Below are 22257 nucleotides of genomic sequence, written 5' to 3' on the forward strand. Positions count from 1 at the left end.
CAACCGGCCCGGATCCCGCCACTGTGCGGAATTGCGCTGAAAACAGGGCCCGTCCCTGATTTCAGAAGTTGCCTATAAAACAGGGTCCGTCCCTGTTTTTATGGTTCCTGGCGGGGTTCCTTGCGCCGTTCGCCGAGTTCGATCGGCGCGGCGTTTTCCGGGTGCTTGCCCATGCAGCCGGCGTAGGCGGCGCGGATCGCCGCCAGGTCCTGCTCCCGGTCGCCCGTCAGCCACAGGTGCTGCGTGAAGTCGAGCACCTTGTTCGGGTAATCGAGGCTGACCAGCACGAGCGGTACCCTGGCTTCCAGCGCCAGGTGGTAGAAGCCGCTCTTCCAGTTCGGGCGATAGCCCCGCGTGCCCTCGGGCGTGATGACCAGCCAGTACCAGCTGGCCGCATGCATCCGTTCGGCCTGCGCGCGGATCATGCCCTGCGGCGCGCTGCGGTCCACCGGCTGGCCGCCAAGCCAGCGGAACCAGCTTCCCAGCACCGGCATCCGGAACATCGAGTCCTTGGCCAGCCAGCGGTAGGGCAGGTTCATGGCCCACTTGGCCACCAGGCCGATCACGAAATCCCAGTTTGACGTGTGCGGATACACGACGACGATGCCGCGCGGACCGGGCAACGGCCGGAAGTGCATTTGCCAGCCGAAGAAATGCAGAACTCGCAAGGCCAGGCGCTGTCCAACCGTTGGCAGCCGGGCGGGGTCGAGCCGGTAGTCGGGTGCCGCGCTGGTATTGGCGGTGCCGGCGGCGCCGGTGGCGCTGGTGGTGGAGTCGGTGGTGCTTGAGGACGAGCCACCGCCGTCCGCGTCGCCGCGGTTCGTATCGCCACGGTTAGCGTCGCGCATGTTCGCGTCCCCACGGTTCGTATCGCCATGGCTCGCGTCCCCACGATTCGTATCGCCGCGGTTGGTGTCGTTTCGATTCGTATCGCCGCGGTTCGTGTCGCCACGGTTCGCGTCGCCACGGTTCGTGTCCCTGCTGTTCGTGTCCATGCAATGAATACCTTGTCCTGACATTGGCGGTGGCCCGACATCCGCCGGAGCTGGCGATTTTTCACTTCATGAAACCGCGGACGGCATTCTATCCGCGCCCACCCGGCGCGGCAAGGCGGCCGTGGGGCGGTAGCCACGCCAGCCGAAACGCAGGATGCATGCGCCTCGCGCCGGGGCAGCCGCTTGTCCTCATGAAAATGACGATATAACAATGCTAACAAAACAATTGCTGTGCGTTCCCGCCCCCGACCCGGACACGGCGGCCATCCTGGTTGCCGCCGCCCCCGGATTCGCGATTCGCCATGCACACGACGCGGCCGGGGCACATGCGCTGCTGCGTGCGCACCCGCTGCCGGTCGGTCTTGCCATGCTCGCCATGCCATCCGCCGCCGGGCCGCTCGAGCAACTGCTGCGCGAACATTGCCGCACGCGGTGGATCGCGCTGTGCACCGACGCCGCGCTGGACGATGCCGCGTGCCGCAGGCTGGTCGCCGGCCACTGCCTCGATTTTCACACGCTCCCGGTGGACGTGGCGCGGCTGAGGCAAACCCTCGGCCACGCCTTCGGCATGGCGAAACTGGATGTGGCGCCGGGCCAGGCGCCGCACGCCGCGGAATCGCCTGCTTCGCGCCTGACCGGCAGCAGCGAGGCGATCGCACGCCTGCGCCGGCAACTGCGCAAGGTGGCGGCGGCCGATGCGCCGGTCCTGATCTGGGGCGAGAGCGGCACCGGCAAGGAACTGGCGGCGCGCGCCGTCCATGAAGGGTCGGCGCGCGCCGCCGGGCCATTCGTGCCGATCAATTGCGGCGCGATCCCGGCCAGCCTGGTGCAGTCCGAGCTGTTCGGCCACGAGCGGGGCGCCTTCACCGGCGCGGGCCGGGCGCGTGCCGGCCTGATCGAATCGGCCGCCGGCGGCTCGGTGTTCCTCGACGAGATCGGCGACCTGCCGCTCGACATGCAGGTCAACCTGCTGCGCTTCCTCCAGGAAAAGACCATCTACCGGCTGGGCGCCACGCGGTCGCAGCCGGTGGACGTGCGCGTGATCGCGGCGTCGCACGTCCGGCTGGACGACGCGGTGGCCCGCGGCACATTCCGCGAAGACCTCTACTACCGCCTCAACGTGCTGACGCTGGACATGCCGCCCCTGCGCGAGCGCCGCGAGGATGTGCCCGCGCTGGCGGAAACCTTCTTCCGCGACCATGCGCGTGAGCGCCCTGCGCACGTGCGCGGCTTTTCCCACGGTGCGCTGGAGGCGATGCACGCGCACCACTGGCCTGGCAACGTGCGCGAACTGCATAACCGCGTGCGCCGCGCGGCCGTGATGGCGGAAGGCCGGCTCATCATGCCGCATGACCTGGGCCTCGATACCACCGGGATGCCCGCGCTGGCGCTGCACGGCGCCCGGGTGCAGGCCGAACGGCGCGCCATCGAAGCCGGCCTGGGTGCCGGCAAGAGCATCACGCTCGTGGCGCGGGAACTGGGCGTATCGCGCATGACGGTCTACCGGCTGATGGCCAAGCACAGTATCGCGCCCCCGGCACGCAAGCGCGAACCGTGAGATGGGCGGGCTGCGCCGGCGCCCAGGCAGCCCCGAGGCTTGCAGGCTTGCAGCCGCGTTCGCCGCACCGTCCGCTGTCACACACATGTGACAGCGCCTGCCTCGCGGTACTGCAGGGTGACCCCAGCAGGAATGGCCGCCGGAGAGCCCGGTCCGCTTGTTACGCCCGAGTGACACCGGTCGCCCCGGACCGCCTTGCCGCGGTGTGTAATTCCAGCGATTTCAATCACTTGGCGTCTTCGCGACGGCATGGCACCAAGCTTGCGACAAGTCGTTGGCGCGGGAGCCGTCCATGCGGCCGGCGCCTGCCCGGCGAGCGCCATAAGCAAAAGCCGGAGCAAAAGCCGGAGCAAAAACCGGAGCAAAAACCGGAGCAGAAGCCGGCGCAGAAGCCGGCTTGAAACCCGGCGCAAACCCGGGGCAACCCCTGGCGCACTACCCAGCGAAGTACCCAGCGATGTACCCAGCGATGTACCCAGCGAAATACCAGCGAACTTTATCGCGGCCAACCACCCAGTGAGGAAATCAAATGAAGAGAACATTGCTTGCCACGGCAATCGCACTAGCCTGCAGCGGGGCATACGCCCAGACCACCGAGCCACCGGCGGTCACGCAAAGCGGTGCGGGTGCCCATTCCAACGGCGGTTCCACGGCAACGGTCGACCACAGCGTCAGCGATGCCAGCAATAACAGCGACAACAGCGACAGCAGCGACAACCGCCAGGCGAACAACAACAACAACAGCACGGGCTACGCCGACGCGGCGGCGGTCGGCGCGGCCGCCGCCAACAACGGCGCCACGGCAACGTCGAACCTCGACAATGCATTCAATACCTCGACCGCCACCGCGACCAGCGCGCTGACGGGCACCGTCACCGGCAACTCCGTGAATCACATCGGCAACGTCGCCACCAGTGGCGGCGGGGCCAACGGCGGGACGGGCACCGGCGGCGTGGGCGGCGCCGCCACGGGTGGTGGCTCGGCAGCCACGGCGGGCACCGGCGGCAGTGGCACTGGCGCGGCGGGTGCGGCCGGTGGCATCGGCGGTGTCGCCACCGTCGGCAATGCGAGCGGGGGCGCGGGAGCCGGCGGAACGGGAACCGGTGGGGCGGCTACCAACGGTCCGGTTACGGGCGGCGCCGGCGGCTCTGGCGGTTACGCGTCCGGAGCAACGACGGGTGCCGGCGGTGCCGGCGGCAGCGGGGGCAACGGCGGCGCGGGTGGCGGCAGCTCGGATGGCTATGGCGGCGCCGGCGGCAGCGGCGCGGCGGCCGGCGCAGGCACGGGCGGTGCGGGCGGCCTTGCCGGCCCGGCCACCGGCGGTGCGGGCGGTACCAGCGGCAACACCGGTGGTGCGGCCGGCGGCGGTGGTGGCACGACGGGCGCGGCAACAGGCGGTGCCGGCGGTAGCGGCGCGCTGGGTGGCCTGGGCGGCGCCGGTGGCGCTGGCGGCGGCGGTGCGGCGGGCGGCTATGCCAACTCCGGCGGGGCGGACGTAGGCACCACGGCCACTTCCGGTGCCGGCACCGGTGGCGCGGGCGCTGGCGGCGATGGTACGGCCAGCGCGGGTGCCGGCGGCGCGGGCACCACCGGGGGCGCCACGGCCAGCACCACGAGTGGCACGCCATCCGGCGAGCCGCCGCCCAGCACGGGTGACCAGACGGCCAGCGCCACGAGCGGCGGGGCGGGTGGCGGCGCCGGCGGCGGCGCGGGCGGCACGGGCGGTGCCGGCACGGGTGCCACCGGCAGCGGCGGTGCGGCAACCACTGGCAACAGCAGCGCCAGCGCGGGCACGCAGACCGGCGGCGCGGGCGGCGCCGGTGCCGCGGGTGGCGCAGGTGCCGCTGGCGGCGCTGGCGGTGCCGGCGGTGCCGGTGCGGCGGGCACCAACACGGCGGGCGCCGGCGCGGCTGGCGGGACCAGCACCTCCGGCGGTGGCGGTGCGGGTGCCACGGCCAGCGCGGCCGGCGGCGCCGGCGCGGCAGGCACCGGTGGCGCGGGTGGTGCCGGTGCGTCCGGTGGCAACGGCAGCAGCAATGCCGGCGCCGGGGCAGCCGGTGCGGCTGGCGGCGCCGGTGCGGCCAGCGGTGGCGCATCGAACACGGCGGGTGCGGGCGCGGCCGGCGGTTCGGGTACGGGCGGCACGGCGACGGCGGGTGCCGGCACCGGTGGCGCGGGCACTGGCGGCAGTGCGACCAATGGCAACGCTTCGGCCGGTAGCGGCGGCGCGGGCGGGGCCGGCGCGGGCGGCACGGGTGGCGCCGGCGGGACCAACTCGGTCAATGCCGGCACCTTCAACATGTCCAACACCATGAGCGGCGTGGCGCAGTCGGCGGCGGGCATTTCCGTGATCAGCCAGAACAGCGGCATCAGCTCGCTCGTGCAACAGAGCGTCAACGTGCAGGCCAACCTGAGCCTGGGCAGGTAAGCCATGCGTGCGCGGGCGGCCGGCATGCGCTGGCCGCCCGCGTCTTGATGCGGAACCGTGGAGGCAACATGCGCGATCGAATCACCCGGACGAAGAAAGGGAAGGTGCGCTGGCGTTGCTGCGCACCGGTGGTGGCAGCAACGTTGTTCATGGCCGACGTGCCGGCGGCCGCGCCACCGGGCGCGGAAGCGCTCGCATTGCCGGCATTCGCCGTGGCGGCGGTGCCGGTGCCGCTGCCCGCCGCCGTGCGCGGCTTGCCGGCCGATTGGCCGTTGGCCCCGCAAGACACGGCGCGACCAGCCTCGCCATCGGGCAGCGCGGCAGGTGCGCTCGGGGATGCCAGCCTGGCGGAGCTGCGTGGCGGCACCGAAACGCCGTGGAGCGACATGCGCCTGGGCGGCACCGTCGGCGGCAACAGCGCCAGCCATGTCGTGACCGGGGCGAACCACATCACCGATGGCGCGTTCAGCAATGCATCGGGTTTGCCGATGGTGATCCAGAACTCGGGCGCCAACGTGCTGATCCAGAACGCCACCATCGTCAACGTGCAATTCCGATGAGCCCGGCGAATCGGAGGCCGGCCCGCCCTGGGCTGGCCGCACGGGCGCGGGGTTGGCCACCCATATCCCTGCCGGAGCGCCGTGCCGTGCCGGCATTGCTGCTGGCCTTGCTGTCGTGCCTGGCTTTCGCCGCGCCGGCATCGGCCGTCGACCTGCCATTCGCCGGCGGCGGTCCCGTTTCCGTGCAGGTCACGAGCCTGAAGGAAGCGCGCTACCGGTCCACCGTGCGCCAGCAATTCGATTTCAGTTGCGGCTCGGCGGCGCTGGCCACGCTGCTGACGCACCACTATGGCTATCCCGTCAGCGAACAGCAGGCGTTTGCGGACATGTTCAGCGGCGGCGACCAGCAGCGTATCCGCCGGGAAGGTTTTTCGCTGCTGGACATGAAGCGCTTCCTCGCGGCGCATGGCTTCACCGCGGACGGCTTCCAGCAACCGCTGGACAGCCTCGCCAGGGCGGGCTTTCCCGCCATCGTGCTGGTGGCCGAGCACGGCTACCGGCATTTCGTCGTCGTCAAGGGCGTGCGCGACGGGCGGGTGCTGTTCGGCGATCCGTCCGGCGGCACGCGCGCGATGTCGCGCGCCGCGTTCGAGGCCATCTGGCTGAACCAACTCTTGTTCGTGATCCATGACCAGGCCGCCAAACCGCGCTTCAATGAAAGATCCGATTGGGCCGTGGTGCCGCGCATGTCCCCCGGCGATGCGCTGGGCCGCGACGGCCTGGGCCGTGTGACGCTGCCGAAGCTCGACGCCGGCGATTTCTGACAGGAGGATCACGATGAAAACGCCATGCTTGCCACTGTGCCGTGGGGTCACCATGAAAAGCCCACGCTTGCCACTGCGCCGTGGGATAAAAATGAAAAGCCGTGCACTGCTCGCTACCGTGAGCCTCGCTATGCTGGTCTCGGCTGGCGGGACCGCAGGCACCGCGGCCGCAGACACAGGCGCCGCGGATGCGACCAGCGGCTGGGTGCCGGTTCCCAGCCACGTGCTGGCCGATGCCCGCGGCGGCTTCGAGACCGGCGGCGGCTTGCTGGTGTCGCTGTCCGTCGACCGGGTGCTGAGCCTGAACGGCAACGTCATCGCCAGCGGCCAGCTGTCGCTCGATGCGCCCGCGCTGGCTGCGGGCATCTCCCCGCTGTCGACGTTCCAGATTGCCCGCGTCGGTGAGGGCAGCGCGCTGGTGGGCGCCGCGCAGCCGCTGGCCGGGCTGGTGCTGCAAAACAGCGCCAACGACCAGCTGATCCGCAGCCAGACCACGATCGACGCCACCGTCAACAGCCTGACGATGCTGAAGCAGGCGCACTTCGGCGACAGCCTGCGCGAGTCGCTGTCCACCGCCATCCTGCCGCGCTGAGCGGCATTCCCGTCCGTTCACGGACTTCCACTCGACCAAGGAGTCACGCATGCGGTTCGCCCAGACCCTGCGCGCCGGTTCGGCCGGCCTGTCCCTGTTCATGCTGAGCGCGCTGGCGCAGGGCGAACCGCCACCCTCGGTCCCCGTCGCGGGGCCGACGAACGCCGAGCTTTCCGCCGAGCTGCAGCGCTTGCGCCAGGAAGTGGCCGCGCAGCGCGCGCTGCTGCAGGAATTGCGCGAGGCGTTGGCGGTGCGGCACGGCCCTGCCGCCGGCACGGCGCCGCCGGATCCCGACATCGACGGATGGGAGCAGGCATCGGCGGCAGCGGGCGCCATGCCGGCGCCGCATCCGCTGCATCCCGCCGTGCTGGGCGCGATGCGCGGGGCAGGGCCGGCTGCGCAGTCGCAGCCGCAGCCGGCGCTGCCGCCACCGGGCGCAACCGGAGCGGCAGCGCCCCGGCCCGACATGTCGATGTCGCCGGCACCGGCACAGGCGGCGGCCAGCGCCCCACCAGGACCGGCGGGGGCGCCGGCACGCACGGTAGGCCAGGCGCCCGCACGGGATACCCGCCCGCCCGAGGTGGCACCGCTGTTCGAGGCGCCCGGCGTGCTGACGGCGCGCGGCCGCACCGTGCTGGAGCCGTCGTTCCAGTTCGGCTATTCGTCCAGCAACCGCGTGGCACTGGTCGGCTACACGATCATTCCGGCGCTGCTGATCGGCTTGATCGATGTGCGCGAAGTGAAGCGCAACACTTTCACGGCGGCGCTGGCGGCGCGGCGCGGCTTGACCAATCGCACCGAGCTCGAAGTGCGGGTGCCGTACGTGTACCGCTCGGATTCCACCGTCAGCCGCGAGCTGTTTACCGGCAGCGCCGTCGAACGCGTGTTCGAGACGAGCGGCCGCGCCATCGGCGACATCGAAGTGTCGATGCGCCACCAGTTGAACGACGGCGGCATCGACCGGCCGTACTACGTTGCCGGCCTGCGGGTCAAGACGCGTATCGGCCGCGACCCGTTCGAGGTCGTCACCGATTGCACCAGGCGCTGCCTGGGCGAGAATGCCACCGGCACCGGGCTGCCGCTGGACTTGCCCACGGGGTCCGGCTTCTACGGCGTCCAGCCGAGCATCACGTGGCTGTTCCCCAGCGATCCGGCGATTTTCTTCGGCAACATCAGCTACCTGCACACGCTCAAGCGCGGCAACGTATCGCGCCGCGTGCTCAACGGCGAAACCGAAGTGCTGGGCGAAGTGGCGCCCGGCGCGGTGATCGGCTTCAACTTCGGCATCGGCCTGGCGCTGAACGACAAGGCGTCGCTCAGCCTGGGCTACGACCACAGCTCGATGGGGCGCACGAAGCAGAACGGGCAAAACGTGCCGGGATCGGTGCGCACGCAGCTGGGGACGCTGCTGACGGGTTTTTCCTACCGCCTGAACAGCCGGCGTACCGTGAACGTGACGGTGGGCGCCGGGCTGACGCGGGATACGCCGGATGTGTCGCTGTCGGTGCGCGTGCCGTTCAATTTGTGACGCGGCCAGCGGCGGTTCCCGGCAGACTGGTCGTGTTTCGGTTAATCTGGCAATCCCGCAACATTCGACAAGATAGCCATGACTATTTTCACCCGCACCCTGGCCGCCACGGCGCTGCTTGGCATTGCCAGTTCCGCTTTCGCCGCCGCACCGATGGCCAAGAGCCAGGCGCCCGGTTTCTACCGCATGACCGTCGGCGACTTCGAAGTGACTGCGCTGTCCGACGGTACCGCCGACCTGCCGATGGACAAGCTGCTGCATGAAAAGCCGGCCAGGCTGCAGGGCGCGCTGTCGAAGCACTTCCTGAAGGCGCCGGTGGAGACGTCGTTCAATGCGTTCCTGGTCAATACCGGCAGCAAGCTGGTACTGGTGGACACGGGCGCCGGCAGCCTGTTCGGCCCAACGCTGGGCCGGCTGGTGGCTAGCCTGCAGGCCGCCGGCTACCAGCCCGAGCAGGTCGATGAAATCTACATCACGCACCTGCATCCGGACCACGTGGGCGGGCTGGGCAGCGCCGAGAAAGCCGCATTCCCGCAAGCCGTAGTGCGCGCGGACAAGCACGATGCGGACTTCTGGCTGAGCAAGGAAAAACAGGCCGCGGCGCCGGAACAGGCCAAGGGCTTCTTCGACGGCGCGCGCGCATCGCTGGCGCCGTATTCGGGCAGCAACCGGTTCAAGCCCTTCGATGGCGATACGGAACTGGTGCCGGGCATTCGCGCCACGTCCAGCTATGGCCATACGCCGGGCCACACCAGCTATGTCATCGAAAGCCGCGGCGAGAAGCTGGTGCTGATCGGCGACCTGATGCACGCGCACTTCATCCAGTTCGATGACCCGTCGGTCACGATCGATTTCGACAGCGACAAGAAAGCGGCGCTGGCGGCGCGCAAGGCGGCGTTCGCGAATGCCGCGAAAGGCGGCTACCTGATCGGTGCCGCCCACCTGCCGTTCCCGGGCGTGGGGCACCTGCGCAGCAATGGCAAGGGTTACCAGTTCGTGCCGGTCACCTATAGCGTGCCGCGGTAAGGGAAGGAAGGGGGCCGGCGCCGGCCTCGACGGGAGGTGGCGCCGGGCATGAAGTTTCAGTACCGGTATGGCGCGGCGTCCGATTAGGGCTGCGGTGCCGGGGAGGACCGGTGTCCGACAGTAATGCCGCATAGATAAGCCCACCCCAAGTGCAGATTCCGGGGTCAGACCCGGCGGGTCTGACCCCAGCCCTTCGCTGTTGGGGTGAATGTATGCGCCTCCAATGCGCCGGGTAACGCTTAACTAAGCGGCATTAGTGCCAGACAGCCATTTCCGGCGGAATGGCGTCCGAGCCAGGCCGCGGTGGATACAAGAACCGGCGCCCGTCACCGGGCAAAAGTACCAGGCAGCGGTATCAGGCACCGCTGCCAGGCCAGCCTCAGGCCATGGCCGGGTAATCGATATAACCCTCGGCGCCCGGCGCGTAGAACAGCTCCGGCCGTTGCGGGTTCAGCGGTGCGCCGGCGCGCAGGCGGTCGGGCAAGTCGGGGTTGGCGATGAAGTCCTTGCCCCAGGCGATCGCGTCGGCCGTGCCATTGTTCAGCGCTTCCTGCGCCAACTCCAGGCTGAATTGCTCGTTGGCGATGTACACGCCGCCGAATTCCTTCTTCAGCAGCGGGCCCAGGCTGTCTTCGCCGACGGCTTCGCGGGCGCAGATGAAGGCGATCTTGCGCTTGCCCAGTTCGCGCGCCACGTAGCCGAAGGTGCCGGCCGGGTCGGAGTCGCCCATGTCGTGCGAATCGCGGCGCGGCGCCAGGTGCATGCCCACGCGATCGGCGCCCCACACCTCGATGGCCGCATCGGTCACTTCCAGCAGCAGGCGGGCGCGGTTTTCGATCGGACCGCCGTAGGCATCGGTGCGCTGGTTGGTGCTGTCCTGCAAGAACTGGTCGAGCAGGTAGCCGTTGGCGCCGTGGATTTCCACGCCGTCGAAACCGGCCCGTTTGGCGTTCTCGGCGCCCAGGCGGTAAGCCGCGATCACACCCGGGATTTCCCCGGTGTCCAGGGCGCGCGGCACGGCATACGGGCGCATCGGGCGCAGCAGGCTCACGTGGCCCTTCGCGGCGATCGGGCTCGGTGCCACCGGCGCCGCGCCGTCCAGCAGGCTCGGGTCCGAAATGCGGCCCACGTGCCACAGCTGCAGGAAGATCTTGCCGCCTTTCGCATGCACCGCTTCGGTGACCAGTTTCCAGCCTTCCACCTGCTCGTCCGACCAGATGCCCGGCGTGTTGTCATAACCGACACCCTGCGGGGTGACCGAGGTCGCTTCCGACAGGATCAGTCCGGCACCGGCGCGCTGCGCATAGTACTCGGCCATCAGCGCGTTCGGTACGCGGCCAGGGCCGACGGCACGGGCGCGGGTGAGGGGAGCCATGACGACGCGGTTTTTCAGCGTCAGGTTGCCGATGGAGATGGGATCGAACAGAGTAGTCATCTTGTTTCCTGTAGAGAGTGCGGCCTGCCGGGTGAATGCGCTTACAGGCCGGCGTTGATGTGATCGAGGAAAGCCGCGACGACCTCTTCATTCCGCTTGAACATATTCCACTGTCCAAGGCGCGTCACCGTGACGAGGCCAGCTTTTTGCAGGATCGCCAGGTGGCCCGAGACAGTCGACTGCGACAGGCCGCAGCGCTCGTCGATCTTGCCCGCGCACACGCCCAGGCTGAGCGGGTGCAGCTGATCGGCGAAATAGGCTTCCGGTTCCTTCAGCCAGGCGAGGACGTCGCGCCGGACCGGGTTGGCCAGTGCCTTGTGGATGGCGTCGATGTCGAGTTCGGTCATGAATGAGTGGTCATGAATGATTAGGTCAATCGGTTTTCTTCGATATTAGTATCGCTTGAATCCGATACGCATATCGGGATCATACGATATAAGTTCAACCCCTGCAGGAAGCGCGCCGTTCAGGGTGCTCTACAAATGAAATATTGCAATGATATACTGCGCCCTGCCTGAGGGGACGACCCCTTTCCGCCCGGCGCACCGGCGGCGGCAGGTTTCATTACTGGCGGGGACGACCTTGCCAAGTTCCGGAGAAATTCCATGTCGTGGATCGTCCTGTTCGTGGCCGGCCTGCTCGAAGTGGGCTGGGCCGTCGGCCTCAAATACACCGCCGGCTTCACCCGGCTGGTGCCCAGCGTGCTGACCCTGACGGCGATGGCCGGCAGCGTCGGCCTGCTCGGGCTGGCACTGCGCGACTTGCCGCTCGGTACCGCCTACGCGGTCTGGACCGGCATCGGCACCGTCGGCACCGCCATCTACGGGATCGTCGTGCTGGGCGAGCCGTCCGAAGCGGCGCGCCTGGTCTGTATCGCGCTGATCGTGGCCGGCATCCTGGGGCTCAAGATCCTGTCGCCGCAGTAAGAGAGGGGCGCCGGCCGGTCCGGCGGAACAGCGCCATCAAAAATCGCTGTTTTCCCGCGCCAGGTAATACCATTCGCTGCCGGCCCTGGCGGCGCTGTCCGGGAACAGCATCACCGCATCGGCTGCGGCCAGCACCGGCGTCCCATCGGCCCGGCGGCCGATTTCCTCGCCCTGGCGCACGCGGTCGAAGCTGGTCCATGGCCGGCTGAACGTATCGCCGTCGTTGCGCTTGTCGTGCACCTCGCTCATCGACAGCACTTCCATTTGTTCGCGCGGGATGGGTTCGGGCCGCGGCGCATCGACCAGGCCCAGGTGCGCCAGCGAGTTCAGGATGGCGCGGTGTGCCACGTCCGGCGCCTGCGGGTCGTCGTGCTGGCCGCATTCGAGCGTCAGCGCATAGCCGCCCGTGGTGCGCATGTACTCGGTCGTGCCGACGCCGTAGCGCAGCACCGTCTCCAGCTGGCTATCGTCGCGCAGGCGCCGCTGCACGCCCGCGCCGTAGGTGCGCAGCCAGCCATCGACGAAGCGCCGCACGCCCAGCACCCGCGCCAGCGCCCGTTCTTCCAGTTCGCGGCGGAACGGTTCCAGCGGGCCATCGTTGTCGCGCGGGCCCACCATCACGAACGGTTCGCCCGGCGACAGGAAGGAATGCAGGTCCAGCAGCACGTCGTGCGCCGCCAGCAGCGGGCACAGCCAGTTGGCCACGCGGTCTTCGAAATCCCGCGGGTCGGCCTTGGGGAACAGGTTGCGGTTCAGGTTGCGATCGCCGGCCCGCTGGCCCCGCCCATAGGCGAGGGGATTGACGACCGGCACGAAGGTGACGCTGCCGTTGACGATGGCCAGCTCGCCACTGTCGAGCTGCGCCAACACCCGCTCGATGCCGCGCGTGCCGGCCGTTTCATTGCCGTGCACCGCACCGGTGACGATCAGCCGGGGGCCGGGACCCTGGCCCGCGTAATGAAGCGATCGGAAATGCAGTGTGCGGTCCATGCCGGTCCCTGGAAAATGATGGTGGCCGCCATTTTAGCGCTGGCACGGGCACGGCAGTACAATGCCGGCCATGCAATCCTCCACCCGCCAGCCCGGCCTGGACACGCTGCGCGCCCTCGCGATCGTGCTCGTGTTCGCCAATCACTACATGAGCTTCGTGACGGACGAGCCCACGTTCGGCGTCGCCAGCAAGATCGGCTGGACAGGCGTGGACCTGTTCTTCGCACTGTCCGGCTACCTGATCGGCAACCAGATCCTTGCCGGACTGCGCGCCGGCCACTTCTCGATGGCCCGCTTCGCCGCGCGCCGCCTGCTGCGCACGCTGCCGAACTACTACGTGGTGCTGGCGCTGTATGCGTTCTGGCCACCCTTTATCGATGGCACCCGCCACGCGCCGTGGTGGGAATACCTGACGTTCACGCTCAATCTCGGCCTGGTGCCGGGCACCCGGTTCTCGCATTCCTGGTCGCTGTGCGTGGAAGAACAGTTTTATTTCGTGCTGCCGGCAGTGGCCCTGTTGATCGCGCGCTGCCGCGGCGCGGTGGCGCTGGGCTGGTTCGCGCTGGCGTGCGGGGTGGCGGCGGGCATGCTGTTCCGCGAGATGGGCTGGCAGGCGGCTCGGCCGCCGCAGTGGGGCAATAGCGCGTTCTATACAGAGGTGTACTACGCCACGCTGTGCCGCTTCGACGAGTTGCTGGCCGGCGTGGCGCTGGCGATGATCCGGCAATGCCACGCGCCGCTGTGGGCACGCATCACGTCGTTCGGAAACTGGACGCTGGCGGCCGGCCTCCTGGTCACGGCGCTGGCCATGAAACTGTTCCTCGACGATCACTTCGGCCACGCGGTCACCGTGTTCGGCTATCCGCTGCTGGCGCTGGGCTTTGCCTTGCTGGTGCTGGCGGCGCTGAGCCCCGCCTCGCTGCTGGCGCGGGTATCCGTGCCGGGCGCCGGCAGCGTGGCCGTGTGGTCGTATGCGATCTACCTGACGCACAAGCAGCTGTGCGTGGTGCTGGCCAAGGCCTTGCGCCCGGCGGGCATCGACCCGGGCGGACCGGCCGGCATCGCGATCCTGGCGGTGGCCAGCCTGGCTGCCGGCTGGCTGCTGTACAAGGTGGTGGAAACCCCATTCATGCTGCTGCGCGAGAAGTACGTGCCGGCGGCGACCCGGCAACCGCTGCCGGCCGGCGCATCGGTATGAAGGCAGCGCAATCGTCAGTGCATGTCGATCACGTCGAACGGTGCGTCACGCTGCGCCATGAACTCCAGCACGGCGCGGATGCGCGCCGGTGCCTCATCGTGCACCGTGGCGGCGATCGCGGCCTTCAGCCCCGGCATCGCTTCCACGATATGGGGGCTGCGGTAGGCCTGGATCAGCAGGGCGGCCAGTTGCGCCGCCTCGCGTTCGTGGCGCAGCCGCAGCCGCTGTTCCAGCACGCCGAACAGCGCGCGCTGCATGCGCGGCGTGGGATTGGTGATGTGGGCGAACACCAGCGGCGTGTTGGCAATGGCCTCGCAGATGCGGCGCTCCATGTCGTCGGGCTTGACGTCGGAGGCAATGTCGAAATAGGCCGCGTTCCAGCGCGTGCGCGCGTGGACGTGGCCGGGCGGGAAGGAATCGGCCGTGTCGAGCCCGAGGGCCCGGCTCAGCCGTTTGAACAGGTCGATCAGCGTGGTCATGCCGGCATTCTAGCGCGACGGCGGTGCCATGGGGCAGCGACCGGCGGCTCGGCGACTCGGTGAGCCGCCGAGCCGCCGGCCGCCGAGCGGTCGAGCCAGTATTGCGCCGAGCCGCCGGGTTGCCGGGCCGCTGAGTTGCCGCGCCAGCGAGTCAGTACCTCAGCGGGCGCCGTGCGCTTCCTCGCCCAGCAGGCCGGCGCGGAAGTCCTGCACCGCCTGGTGGATTTCCTGCTGCGTGTTCATCACGAACGGTCCGTACTGGGCGATGGGCTCGTTCAGCGGCCGGCCGGCGATCAGGATGAAGCGCGCCGCCGCGGTCGCCGTGACTGTCACGCCGTCGGCCTCCGCGTCGTTCGCCAGGATCGCCATGCTGCGTTCCGCCACCGCCTTGCCGGCCACCGTCACGCTGCCGCGGTACGGGTACAGGAAGGCATTGTGGCCTGCCGGCAGCCGCTGGCTGAACGTGGTGCCCGCCGGCAGTTCGACATCCAGGTAGAGCGGTTCCGTCACGTCGCGCGTCACGGCGCCGGTCACGCCGTGGCTGGTCCCGGCGATCACGCGCACCGTGGCGCCTTCCGGCGTCGTGAACGCGGGGATCTCGGCCGCCTTGAAGTCCCGGTACCAGGGCTGCATCAGCTTGTCCTTCGCGGGCAGGTTCAGCCACAGCTGGAAGCCTTCCATCAAGCCTGCTTCCTGCTCCGGCATTTCGGAGTGGATCACGCCGCGGCCGGCCGTCATCCACTGCACGCCGCCATTCTCCAGCAAGCCTTCGTTGCCGGCGCTGTCGCGGTGGCGCATGCGGCCTTCCAGCATGTACGTCACCGTCTCGAAGCCGCGGTGCGGGTGGTCGGGGAAGCCGGCCAGGTAGTCGCTGGCTTCTTCCGAGCCGAAATTGTCCAGCATCAGGAACGGGTCCAGGCGGCGCTGCAGCGGCTGCGTCAGCACGCGGTTGATCTTCACGCCGGCGCCATCCATGACGGCCTGGCCCTGGATCACGCGTTCGACGCTGCGTGGACGGCTGACGGTGTCTGCGATCTTGCTCATGGTGTTCTCCTGGTGTCAGTCGGCCGCATTACGCGAGCACGGCGTTGATCTGGTCTTCCGCGTCGGCGCGGGCCCGCGCCACGGCGTCGGCACCGAGGCCATGGCCTTCCGAAAACACGAACTGAACATCGGTCAATCCCACGAAGGCCAGGAAGGTCCTCAGGTGCGGCAGCTGGGTATCCGACGGCGCATCCTTGTGCAGGCCGCCGCGCGTCACCGCCACGTACACCTTCTTGCCCGTCAACAGGCCGACCGGGCCGGTAGGGCCATACTTGAACGTCACGCCGGCGCGGGCGATGGCGTCGAACCAGCTTTTCAGTTGCACGGTGATGCCGAAGTTGTACATCGGCGCGCCGATCACGATCACGTCGGCCGCCTGTGCCTGGGCGATCAGCGCGTCATCCAGCGCCACGCGGGCCGCTTGTGCCGGCGTACGCTGGTCGGCCGGCGTGAACAGCGCCTGCAGCGCGGCTTCGTCCAGTACCGGGTGCGGGTCGGCGGCCAGGTCGCGGCGCACGATGTCGGCGTTGCCTTCGGCCGCCAGCCGGGCGACGATCGCGTCGGCCAGGCGGGTGGATTCGGAACCGTTGCTGCGGGCGCTGGAATTGATTTGCAGGATGTTCATCGTGTGCTCCTTTATTGGGTTGATTGCTGCGATGGGTGAACTTTACGCGTTCCATCCGTGGCGATAAAGCCGGTAAAATGGATAACATTCATCCACCAGTGGAACAATCATGATCGACCTCCATGGACATTGATCCGGGCGACCTGCTGCTGTTCGCGCGCATCGTCGAAACGGGCAGCTTCAGCCAGGCGGCCGAGCGGACCGGCATGCCGAAATCGACCGTGTCGCGCCGGCTGTCGCTGCTGGAAGCGCGCCTGGGCGAACGCCTGCTCCAGCGCACCACGCGCCGGCTCGTGCTGACCGAATTCGGCACGAGCCTGCTCGAGCATGCGCGCAAGGTGGCGGAAGAAACGGCGGCGGCGGGTGCGCTGGCGCAGCACCGGCAGGGTGCGCCGAACGGCTTGCTGAAAGTGTCGATGCCGGCCGACTTCGCCAATGAAGCGATGGGCAGCCTGCTGCCGGCGTTCATGGCGAAGTACCCGGCGATTTCGCTGCAGTTCGATCTGTCGCCCCGGCGCGTCGACCTGGTGGCCGAAGGCTTCGATCTCGCCGTGCGCATGGGCGAGCTGCCGGACGACGCCACCCTGGCCGCCCGGCCCGTGGTGCTCAGCACCTGGTCGCTATACGCGTCGCCGTCGTACACGGTGCTGCGCGGCTTGCCCTCGCATCCGGACGAGCTGTTCCGGCACGACCTGCTGGGGCTGTCGCGCACCGCTTCCGGCATGGCGCTGTGGCGGCTGTTGCGGGGCAAGGCGCAGTGGGAGCGGGAAGTGCCGGTGCGCATGACCGGCAACTCGCCGGAATTGCTGGCCCGGCTGGCCGCGGCCGGCGCCGGCATCGCCAGCTGTACCGACCGCTATGCCGCGCCGCTGGTGGCCGCCGGCGCGCTGGTGAAGGTATTGCCCGAGTGGGCTTTCCCGGCCGTGACGGGCTACGCCGTGTTTCCCGGCCGCCGGCTGATGCCCGCCAAGACCCGTGCCTTCCTCGACATGCTGGAAGCGCACTACGAAAAACGGTGACAGGCACCATTTTCCAGGAAACGTTTCTAAAAAAACGGTGACAGGCACCATTTTTCAGCAAACGCTGCAGGACCGGCCGTTCTGCCACTGCTGCGGCCCGTGACCGCTCTTCCGGAAGAATCGGAGCCTGTCCCCGTTATTGCGGAAACATTTCCAAGAAAATGGTGACTGTCACCGTTTTTGCAGAAACATTTCCGGATAAATGGTGACTGTCACCGTTTTTCGGGGAACGTTGCAGAGGGGGCGGGCCGCCGGAGTGGCGGCCGCGAAAGTCAGGTGGGCAGGGTGGCCATCGGTTCGCCCAGCCGCACGGCGCCGGCCGGTTGCCAGGCGGGGTTGAAGGCCAGGGTGTCCTTGGGGAACAGCATGACGACGGTAGAGCCGAGCAGGAAGCGGCCCAGTTCCGCGCCTTTCCGCAGCAGGATGTGCTGGTCCAGGTAAGTCCATTCGCGGATCTCCGCCTGGCGCGGCGGATTGACGACGCCATGCCACACGGTGGCCATGCTGCCGACGATCGTCGCGCCCACCAGCGTCATCACGAACGGGCCGTGCGCCGTGTCGAACACGCAGACCACGCGCTCGTTGCGGGCGAACAGGCCGGGGATGCCGCGCGCGGTGGTGGGGTTCACGGAGAACAGGCTGCCCGGGATGTAGATCATGCGCGTCAGCTTGCCGTCGCACGGCATGTGGATGCGGTGGTAATCGCGCGGCGACAGGTACAGGTTGGCAAAGCTGCCGTGCTGGAACAGGTCGGCCAGCGCGCGGTCGCCGCCGACCAGCGCCGTGGTGGTGAAACTGTGGCCCTTGGCCTGGAAGATCTGGTCGTCCTCGATCGCGCCGAACTGGCTGATGCGGCCATCGACGGGGCACACGAATGGCGCGTCCGCGATCGGCCGCACACCCGGCTTCAATGCGCGCGTAAAGAATTCATTGAAGCTGTGATAGCTGGCGATATCGGAGTTTTCCGCCTCGGCCATATTCACATCGTATTTACCGACGAACCACCGAATCAGCCGCGTCGTCATCGCGCCGCCTTTCGCACCGGCCACGCGGCCGGCGAAATTGGTCAATGCCCCTTTCGGGAGCAGGTATTGCGGGAGGACGGCGAGGCGGTCGGACACGATATCGATTTCCTGGAATGCGGATGGGATCAGCGCGCATTATAGCCGCGCATGCCCGGGCAATGGCGCGGGAATGATCCGGAAATATTTCTTCCAGGGTAACCCATACGATGGAAACTCCGGCAAAATAGCGCTACCAAAGCGCGATTATGCTCATTCTTTCGTTCATTCGCCCGTTCATTCACCCTACTAAAACGTTTTCCCATGCGTTCGTCCCATTCCCTTCTCCCATTCAGGCTCGCTGCGCTGACGGCGGCCATCCTGGCTTCATTGCCCGCCTTTGCCGATCGTCTGCAGACCTTGCCGGAAGCCGCAGAACAGCGCACGCAAGGCGAAGCGGCCAAGCCGGAAGAGCCCATGCAGAAAGTGGAAATCAAGGGATCCGCGGCGGCTTACGATCCGCGCCGCGACGATACCGCCAGCAAGGTCGTGGTATCCGATGAAGAAATCAAACGCTATGGCGATACGGCCATTACCGATGTCTTCAAGCGCATTCCCGGCGTGACGGTCGGCGGTTCCGGCCGGGGCGGCGGCGATATCCGCATGCGCGGCCTGGGCAGCGGCTATACGCAGATCCTGCTCAACGGCGAACGGGCGCCGGCCGGGTTTTCGATCGACACGCTGTCGCCGGACGTGATCGAGCGGATCGAGATCGTGCGCGCCGCCAGCGCCGAGTTTTCCACCCAGTCGATCGCCGGCACCATCAATATCGTGCTGAAGCGCGCGGTAAAGACGGCCCAGCGCGAGCTCAAGCTCAGCGCGGCGAAAAGCGCGGACCAGAACAGCCCGAGCGGCAGCCTGCAAGTGTCCGACAGGGATGGCGCGCTGTCCTATTCGCTGAGCGGCAACTTCTGGCGCGGCACCTATGACCGCGTGTCGCCGGTGGAGGAGACGCAGGTCGATCCGGCCGGCCAGTTGCGCATGGTGCGCCATACCCGCCAGCAGGATGGCGGCCGCTGGGAAGGCCTGAACCTGGCCCCGCGCCTCAACTGGGCCCTGGGCGGCGGCGACACGCTGACCTCGCAAACCTTCGTCAACTTCAACCGCAACCGCTACCACGGCTACCAGGAAATTGAGACCGAGCTGGGCACGCCACCCCGTTTCGACGTGCGCGACATGTACAACTTCAACCGCAGCCTGTTCGCCCGCACCGACCTGAACTGGGTGAAAAGGCTGGGCGAGGGCGGCAAGCTCGATGCCAAGGCCGGCATCAGCGGCATGCGCTCGGAAGGGGAGTGGCACGAGCTCGACTATCGCGCCGCCGCGCTGGGGCGCGATGCGACCGTGCTCAGCGAGACGACCGAACGGGGCTTTTCCACGCAGGGCAAGTATTCGGCGCCATGGCTGGAAGATCACGCGCTGTCGATGGGCTGGGATGCCGGCGTGACGCTGCGCGACGATACCCGCAACGAGGACGAGGCCGACCTGCCGGGCTATGTCCCGGTCGATTCGGACGAGGGCTACGAGGCGAAAGTCACGCGGCTCGCGCTGTACGCGCAGGATGAATGGAACCTCACGCCGCGCTGGTCGGTCTATGCCGGCCTGCGCTGGGAAGGCATCGAGACCACCAGCGACGGCGACAGTTTCGACACGGTCAGCCAGACCAACAGCGTGTGGAGTCCGCTCGCGCAAACACTGTACAAGCTGCCGGACAGCCGCGACCAGGTGCGCCTGGCGCTGACCCGCACCTACAAGGCGCCGAGCCCGAACAACCTGGTGCCGCGCCGGTTTACGTCCACCAACAATAGCCAGACCGAGCCGGACCGCCGGGGCAATCCGGACCTGCAGCCGGAGCTGGCATCCGGCATCGACGCATCGTACGAGCACTACTGGGGCGACAACGCGCTGCTGTCGGCGGCCGCATCGATGCGGCGCATCAGCGGCTACACGCGGCAGGGCCTGTTCCTGGAAAACGGCCGGTGGATCGCCACGCCCGTCAACGACGGCAACGCCGTCACGCGCAGCATCGAGCTGGAGGCCAAGTTCCCGCTGGCCGCCGTGCTCGACGACGCGCCCGGCGTGGACCTGCGTGCCAGCGTGGCGCGCAACTGGTCGCGGGTGGACGTCGTGCCGGGGCCGGACAACCGCCTCGACCAGCAGACGCCGCTGTCGGCCACGTTCGGCGCCGACTACCGCTCGCGCGACGGCAAGCTGACCACGGGCGCCAGCTTCGCCTTCCGCGATGGCGGGCCGGTGCGCATCGACGTCAACCAGACCGGCTACCAGAGCGTGCGGCGCGACCTCGACGTCTATGCACTGTGGAAGTTCAACCCGCAATACCAGCTGCGCGTGGCCGTTTCAAACGTGCTCGGCCAGGATTCGGTGGGCGATTCGGCTTACCTCGACGACAACGGCACGCTGCGCCGCACCAGTATCTATCCCGGCTATGCGCAGGGCCGGGCAACGCTGGAAATGCGCTTCTGAATCCCGCGGCGGAGTCCGTGGACCGGGCTCCGCTGACGATCGCCGTTTCAATACGGCGAACCATCCTTGTGCGTGAAGCGCCAGTTGCCATGCTCGAATACGGCAGCCACGTCGTCGCGCGGATAAATCGCCGTATCGCCCGCTGAACGGTCGCCGATCTCCAGGAATACCGCCTCGGCCGTTGAACGGTTTTCCAGCCGGTGCGCGCGGCCGCCCGCCTTGAACCCGGCGCACATGCCCGGCGTCAGTACCATTTCCCCTTCATCGGTAACCAGTACCGCTTCGCCGGCGAGCAGATAAATGAATTCATCCTGCGTGGTATGCCGGTGCAGCAGTGCGGAGATACTCCCCGGCGCCAGCGTGCAACGGTTCACGCCGAAATTCCCGAGTCCGAATATATCGCCGAGCGGCTGCTTGACGCGGCCGGCAGTCATTTCAGCGAACGGCGATGGCAGCAATGATGGCCTGGTGCGCGGCGCCGCGTCCGGCGCATTGATAGCCAGTGGAATGGTATTCATGGCAGTGAGTTAAAGTATGTGGTTTTTATTCTCGCGTAAGTTTACACGACATTTAGTGTGCATCAGTGTGAATATATGTGGAAAGCGGCTGCGGTCTTATGGTAAATTGACGGAACATTGAATTCTCACAGATTGTCACGCGCACTTTTGCACGTACTTATGTGCGATCTTATGTGCAGTCTTCGTGTGCACTTGCGTGCGTAGTTGTGTGCGTAGTTGTGTGCGCCCTTATGAACGTGCTTATGTGTGTCCATATCTGCGTCCATATGTGCGTTCATATGTACGGACATAGGTACGGACTTATGTGCGCAGGTTTCACAGGCAATCTCCATGGGGCAATCCCCGTGGGCACTCTTGATGGGCACCCTTGATGTGCACTCTGGATGTGTACTCTGGATGTGTACTCTTACATGCGCGCTCATTCACGCGCATTTTCACTTACAAAGGATTTGAGATGACGACTTACCAGGAATACCAGGCCAAGATCGCTGAATTGCAGAAGCAGGCTGAATTGGCCCGTCGGAACGAGATCTCCGAAGCGAAGGAGCGCATTGCCACGATCATGCGTGAACATAACCTGACGCTGGCCGACCTGGGCCCTGCCGTCAAGACGGCAAAGCCCGTCAAGCCGCGCGCACCGGTGCCGATGAAATACCGTGACGATGCAACCGGCCAGACCTGGACCGGCCGCGGCCGTGCACCGAAATGGCTGGATGGCCGCAAGAAGGAAGATTTCCTGATCAAGCAATAATACCGATGGCGGGGCCGGTCATTCGGTAGTGCCTGCGCGGCTGATGCCGCGGACCGGTGCGCCGATATTCTCCGAGCCCGTAAGCCAGCCCATAAGCGAGCCCGGCGGCAATCAGTGCCCCCGCGGCGCTGTTGCAATGCCCGGTACCGCGCCGGTCCGGGCGGATCGGCTGGCGAGAACCGTTCGGGAATTCGTTGAAGCGCTGATTCGACACTGGTTCAAGAACCGGTTCGGCAACTTGTCGAGTTTGTTGAGGGCAGTCGAACAACCGGTTGC

The 22257-nt window shown here is 67.6% G+C and carries 21 protein-coding genes; 12 read left to right on the forward strand and 9 right to left on the reverse strand.

Translation table 11 applies throughout. From position 1 onward, the window contains the following. Nucleotides 1–98 precede the first annotated feature (98 nt). Complete coding sequence (locus OU994_RS14750; RefSeq protein WP_281611370.1) at nucleotides 99–848, reverse strand: 1-acyl-sn-glycerol-3-phosphate acyltransferase; 750 nt, start codon at nucleotides 846–848, stop codon at nucleotides 99–101. A gap of 358 nt (nucleotides 849–1206) precedes the next feature. Between OU994_RS14750 and OU994_RS14755 the strand changes: the two genes are divergently transcribed. The 7 genes from OU994_RS14755 (at nucleotide 1207) to OU994_RS14785 (ending at nucleotide 9451) form a co-directional block, all read left to right on the forward strand. Next, nucleotides 1207–2553 (forward strand): sigma-54 dependent transcriptional regulator, encoded by a 1347-nt coding sequence (locus OU994_RS14755; protein WP_281611371.1) that lies wholly within the window; start codon nucleotides 1207–1209, stop codon nucleotides 2551–2553. A 529-nt stretch (nucleotides 2554–3082) separates the two neighbouring features. Continuing rightward, entirely contained in the window at nucleotides 3083–4981 is a 1899-nt protein-coding gene (locus tag OU994_RS14760) for a hypothetical protein (protein WP_281611372.1), read from the forward strand. A 68-nt stretch (nucleotides 4982–5049) separates the two neighbouring features. Next, nucleotides 5050–5541 carry a hypothetical protein gene (locus tag OU994_RS14765; RefSeq protein WP_281611373.1) on the forward strand — a complete coding sequence of 164 codons (492 nt, stop codon included), beginning with the start codon at nucleotides 5050–5052 and terminating at the stop codon, nucleotides 5539–5541. A gap of 86 nt (nucleotides 5542–5627) precedes the next feature. Further along, nucleotides 5628–6305, forward strand: a complete 678-nt coding sequence (locus OU994_RS14770) for a C39 family peptidase (protein WP_281611374.1) — start codon at nucleotides 5628–5630, stop codon at nucleotides 6303–6305. Nucleotides 6306–6396: 91 nt separating this feature from the next. Then, entirely contained in the window at nucleotides 6397–6897 is a 501-nt protein-coding gene (locus OU994_RS14775) for a hypothetical protein (protein WP_281611375.1), read from the forward strand. A 49-nt stretch (nucleotides 6898–6946) separates the two neighbouring features. Further along, nucleotides 6947–8425 carry an acetate kinase gene (locus tag OU994_RS14780; protein ID WP_281611376.1) on the forward strand — a complete coding sequence of 493 codons (1479 nt, stop codon included), beginning with the start codon at nucleotides 6947–6949 and terminating at the stop codon, nucleotides 8423–8425. 78 nt (nucleotides 8426–8503) lie between these two features. Next, a complete protein-coding gene (locus OU994_RS14785; protein ID WP_281611377.1) occupies nucleotides 8504–9451 on the forward strand; it encodes an MBL fold metallo-hydrolase in 948 nt (315 codons plus the stop codon). A 379-nt stretch (nucleotides 9452–9830) separates the two neighbouring features. Here the strand turns inward: OU994_RS14785 and OU994_RS14790 are convergent, their stop codons facing one another. Together OU994_RS14790 and OU994_RS14795 are read right to left on the reverse strand one after the other, a co-directional pair. Further along, nucleotides 9831–10886 (reverse strand): alkene reductase, encoded by a 1056-nt coding sequence (locus OU994_RS14790; RefSeq protein ID WP_281611378.1) that lies wholly within the window; start codon nucleotides 10884–10886, stop codon nucleotides 9831–9833. A gap of 41 nt (nucleotides 10887–10927) precedes the next feature. After that, nucleotides 10928–11233 (reverse strand): helix-turn-helix transcriptional regulator, encoded by a 306-nt coding sequence (locus OU994_RS14795; protein ID WP_281611379.1) that lies wholly within the window; start codon nucleotides 11231–11233, stop codon nucleotides 10928–10930. 258 nt (nucleotides 11234–11491) lie between these two features. Here OU994_RS14795 and sugE point away from each other — a divergent pair, with 258 nt between their 5' ends. Further along, nucleotides 11492–11812 (forward strand): quaternary ammonium compound efflux SMR transporter SugE, encoded by a 321-nt coding sequence (sugE, locus tag OU994_RS14800; protein ID WP_131146236.1) that lies wholly within the window; start codon nucleotides 11492–11494, stop codon nucleotides 11810–11812. 36 nt (nucleotides 11813–11848) lie between these two features. Here the strand turns inward: sugE and OU994_RS14805 are convergent, their stop codons facing one another. Then, nucleotides 11849–12802, reverse strand: a complete 954-nt coding sequence (locus OU994_RS14805) for a succinylglutamate desuccinylase/aspartoacylase family protein (protein WP_281611380.1) — start codon at nucleotides 12800–12802, stop codon at nucleotides 11849–11851. A gap of 70 nt (nucleotides 12803–12872) precedes the next feature. On the opposite strand from OU994_RS14805, the gene OU994_RS14810 reads away from it, so the two are divergent. After that, entirely contained in the window at nucleotides 12873–14000 is a 1128-nt protein-coding gene (locus OU994_RS14810; protein WP_281611381.1) for an acyltransferase, read from the forward strand. Between the two features lie 14 nt (nucleotides 14001–14014). Here the strand turns inward: OU994_RS14810 and OU994_RS14815 are convergent, their stop codons facing one another. The 3 genes from OU994_RS14815 to OU994_RS14825 all read right to left on the reverse strand — a co-directional run bounded on the left by OU994_RS14815 (nucleotide 14015) and on the right by OU994_RS14825 (nucleotide 16148). Continuing rightward, nucleotides 14015–14479: a hypothetical protein gene (locus OU994_RS14815; protein WP_281611382.1), complete on the reverse strand. Its 465-nt coding sequence runs from the start codon at nucleotides 14477–14479 to the stop codon at nucleotides 14015–14017. Nucleotides 14480–14638: 159 nt separating this feature from the next. After that, on the reverse strand, nucleotides 14639–15523 hold the full coding sequence (locus OU994_RS14820; protein ID WP_281611383.1) for a pirin family protein: 885 nt from the start codon (nucleotides 15521–15523) through the stop codon (nucleotides 14639–14641). Between the two features lie 28 nt (nucleotides 15524–15551). Then, a complete protein-coding gene (locus tag OU994_RS14825) occupies nucleotides 15552–16148 on the reverse strand; it encodes an FMN-dependent NADH-azoreductase (RefSeq protein ID WP_281611384.1) in 597 nt (198 codons plus the stop codon). A 122-nt stretch (nucleotides 16149–16270) separates the two neighbouring features. On the opposite strand from OU994_RS14825, the gene OU994_RS14830 reads away from it, so the two are divergent. Then, nucleotides 16271–17167: a LysR family transcriptional regulator gene (locus OU994_RS14830; RefSeq protein ID WP_281611385.1), complete on the forward strand. Its 897-nt coding sequence runs from the start codon at nucleotides 16271–16273 to the stop codon at nucleotides 17165–17167. A 272-nt stretch (nucleotides 17168–17439) separates the two neighbouring features. Here the strand turns inward: OU994_RS14830 and asd are convergent, their stop codons facing one another. Beyond that, entirely contained in the window at nucleotides 17440–18288 is an 849-nt protein-coding gene (asd, locus tag OU994_RS14835; RefSeq protein WP_131146229.1) for an archaetidylserine decarboxylase, read from the reverse strand. A gap of 204 nt (nucleotides 18289–18492) precedes the next feature. Here asd and OU994_RS14840 point away from each other — a divergent pair, with 204 nt between their 5' ends. Beyond that, a complete protein-coding gene (locus tag OU994_RS14840; RefSeq protein ID WP_281611386.1) occupies nucleotides 18493–20712 on the forward strand; it encodes a TonB-dependent siderophore receptor in 2220 nt (739 codons plus the stop codon). Between the two features lie 47 nt (nucleotides 20713–20759). Here the strand turns inward: OU994_RS14840 and OU994_RS14845 are convergent, their stop codons facing one another. Continuing rightward, nucleotides 20760–21230, reverse strand: a complete 471-nt coding sequence (locus OU994_RS14845; RefSeq protein ID WP_281611387.1) for a cupin domain-containing protein — start codon at nucleotides 21228–21230, stop codon at nucleotides 20760–20762. Nucleotides 21231–21684: 454 nt separating this feature from the next. Here OU994_RS14845 and OU994_RS14850 point away from each other — a divergent pair, with 454 nt between their 5' ends. Next, nucleotides 21685–21981 (forward strand): H-NS family nucleoid-associated regulatory protein, encoded by a 297-nt coding sequence (locus OU994_RS14850; RefSeq protein ID WP_131146226.1) that lies wholly within the window; start codon nucleotides 21685–21687, stop codon nucleotides 21979–21981. Nucleotides 21982–22257 lie beyond the last annotated feature (276 nt).

Origin of the sequence: Pseudoduganella sp. SL102 (assembly GCF_027856995.1) — a bacterium.
Classification (GTDB): Bacteria; Pseudomonadota; Gammaproteobacteria; order Burkholderiales; family Burkholderiaceae_D; genus Rugamonas; species Rugamonas albidiflava.

What these genes read in the sequence shown, in the direction of transcription:
- OU994_RS14785 (WP_281611377.1), top strand. Translation starts at nt 8,504, where the DNA reads ATGACTATTTTCACCCGCACCCTGGCCGCCACGGCGCTGCTTGGCATT.
- OU994_RS14815 (WP_281611382.1), bottom strand. Translation starts at nt 14,479, where the DNA reads ATGACCACGCTGATCGACCTGTTCAAACGGCTGAGCCGGGCCCTCGGG.
- sugE (WP_131146236.1), top strand. Translation starts at nt 11,492, where the DNA reads ATGTCGTGGATCGTCCTGTTCGTGGCCGGCCTGCTCGAAGTGGGCTGG.
- OU994_RS14780 (WP_281611376.1), top strand. Translation starts at nt 6,947, where the DNA reads ATGCGGTTCGCCCAGACCCTGCGCGCCGGTTCGGCCGGCCTGTCCCTG.
- OU994_RS14760 (WP_281611372.1), top strand. Translation starts at nt 3,083, where the DNA reads ATGAAGAGAACATTGCTTGCCACGGCAATCGCACTAGCCTGCAGCGGG.
- OU994_RS14765 (WP_281611373.1), top strand. Translation starts at nt 5,050, where the DNA reads ATGCGCGATCGAATCACCCGGACGAAGAAAGGGAAGGTGCGCTGGCGT.
- OU994_RS14755 (WP_281611371.1), top strand. Translation starts at nt 1,207, where the DNA reads ATGCTAACAAAACAATTGCTGTGCGTTCCCGCCCCCGACCCGGACACG.
- OU994_RS14845 (WP_281611387.1), bottom strand. Translation starts at nt 21,230, where the DNA reads ATGAATACCATTCCACTGGCTATCAATGCGCCGGACGCGGCGCCGCGC.
- OU994_RS14810 (WP_281611381.1), top strand. Translation starts at nt 12,873, where the DNA reads ATGCAATCCTCCACCCGCCAGCCCGGCCTGGACACGCTGCGCGCCCTC.
- OU994_RS14790 (WP_281611378.1), bottom strand. Translation starts at nt 10,886, where the DNA reads ATGACTACTCTGTTCGATCCCATCTCCATCGGCAACCTGACGCTGAAA.
- OU994_RS14750 (WP_281611370.1), bottom strand. Translation starts at nt 848, where the DNA reads ATGCGCGACGCTAACCGTGGCGATACGAACCGCGGCGACGCGGACGGC.
- OU994_RS14805 (WP_281611380.1), bottom strand. Translation starts at nt 12,802, where the DNA reads ATGGACCGCACACTGCATTTCCGATCGCTTCATTACGCGGGCCAGGGT.
- OU994_RS14830 (WP_281611385.1), top strand. Translation starts at nt 16,271, where the DNA reads ATGGACATTGATCCGGGCGACCTGCTGCTGTTCGCGCGCATCGTCGAA.
- OU994_RS14850 (WP_131146226.1), top strand. Translation starts at nt 21,685, where the DNA reads ATGACGACTTACCAGGAATACCAGGCCAAGATCGCTGAATTGCAGAAG.
- OU994_RS14840 (WP_281611386.1), top strand. Translation starts at nt 18,493, where the DNA reads ATGCGTTCGTCCCATTCCCTTCTCCCATTCAGGCTCGCTGCGCTGACG.
- OU994_RS14775 (WP_281611375.1), top strand. Translation starts at nt 6,397, where the DNA reads ATGAAAAGCCGTGCACTGCTCGCTACCGTGAGCCTCGCTATGCTGGTC.
- OU994_RS14820 (WP_281611383.1), bottom strand. Translation starts at nt 15,523, where the DNA reads ATGAGCAAGATCGCAGACACCGTCAGCCGTCCACGCAGCGTCGAACGC.
- OU994_RS14825 (WP_281611384.1), bottom strand. Translation starts at nt 16,148, where the DNA reads ATGAACATCCTGCAAATCAATTCCAGCGCCCGCAGCAACGGTTCCGAA.
- OU994_RS14795 (WP_281611379.1), bottom strand. Translation starts at nt 11,233, where the DNA reads ATGACCGAACTCGACATCGACGCCATCCACAAGGCACTGGCCAACCCG.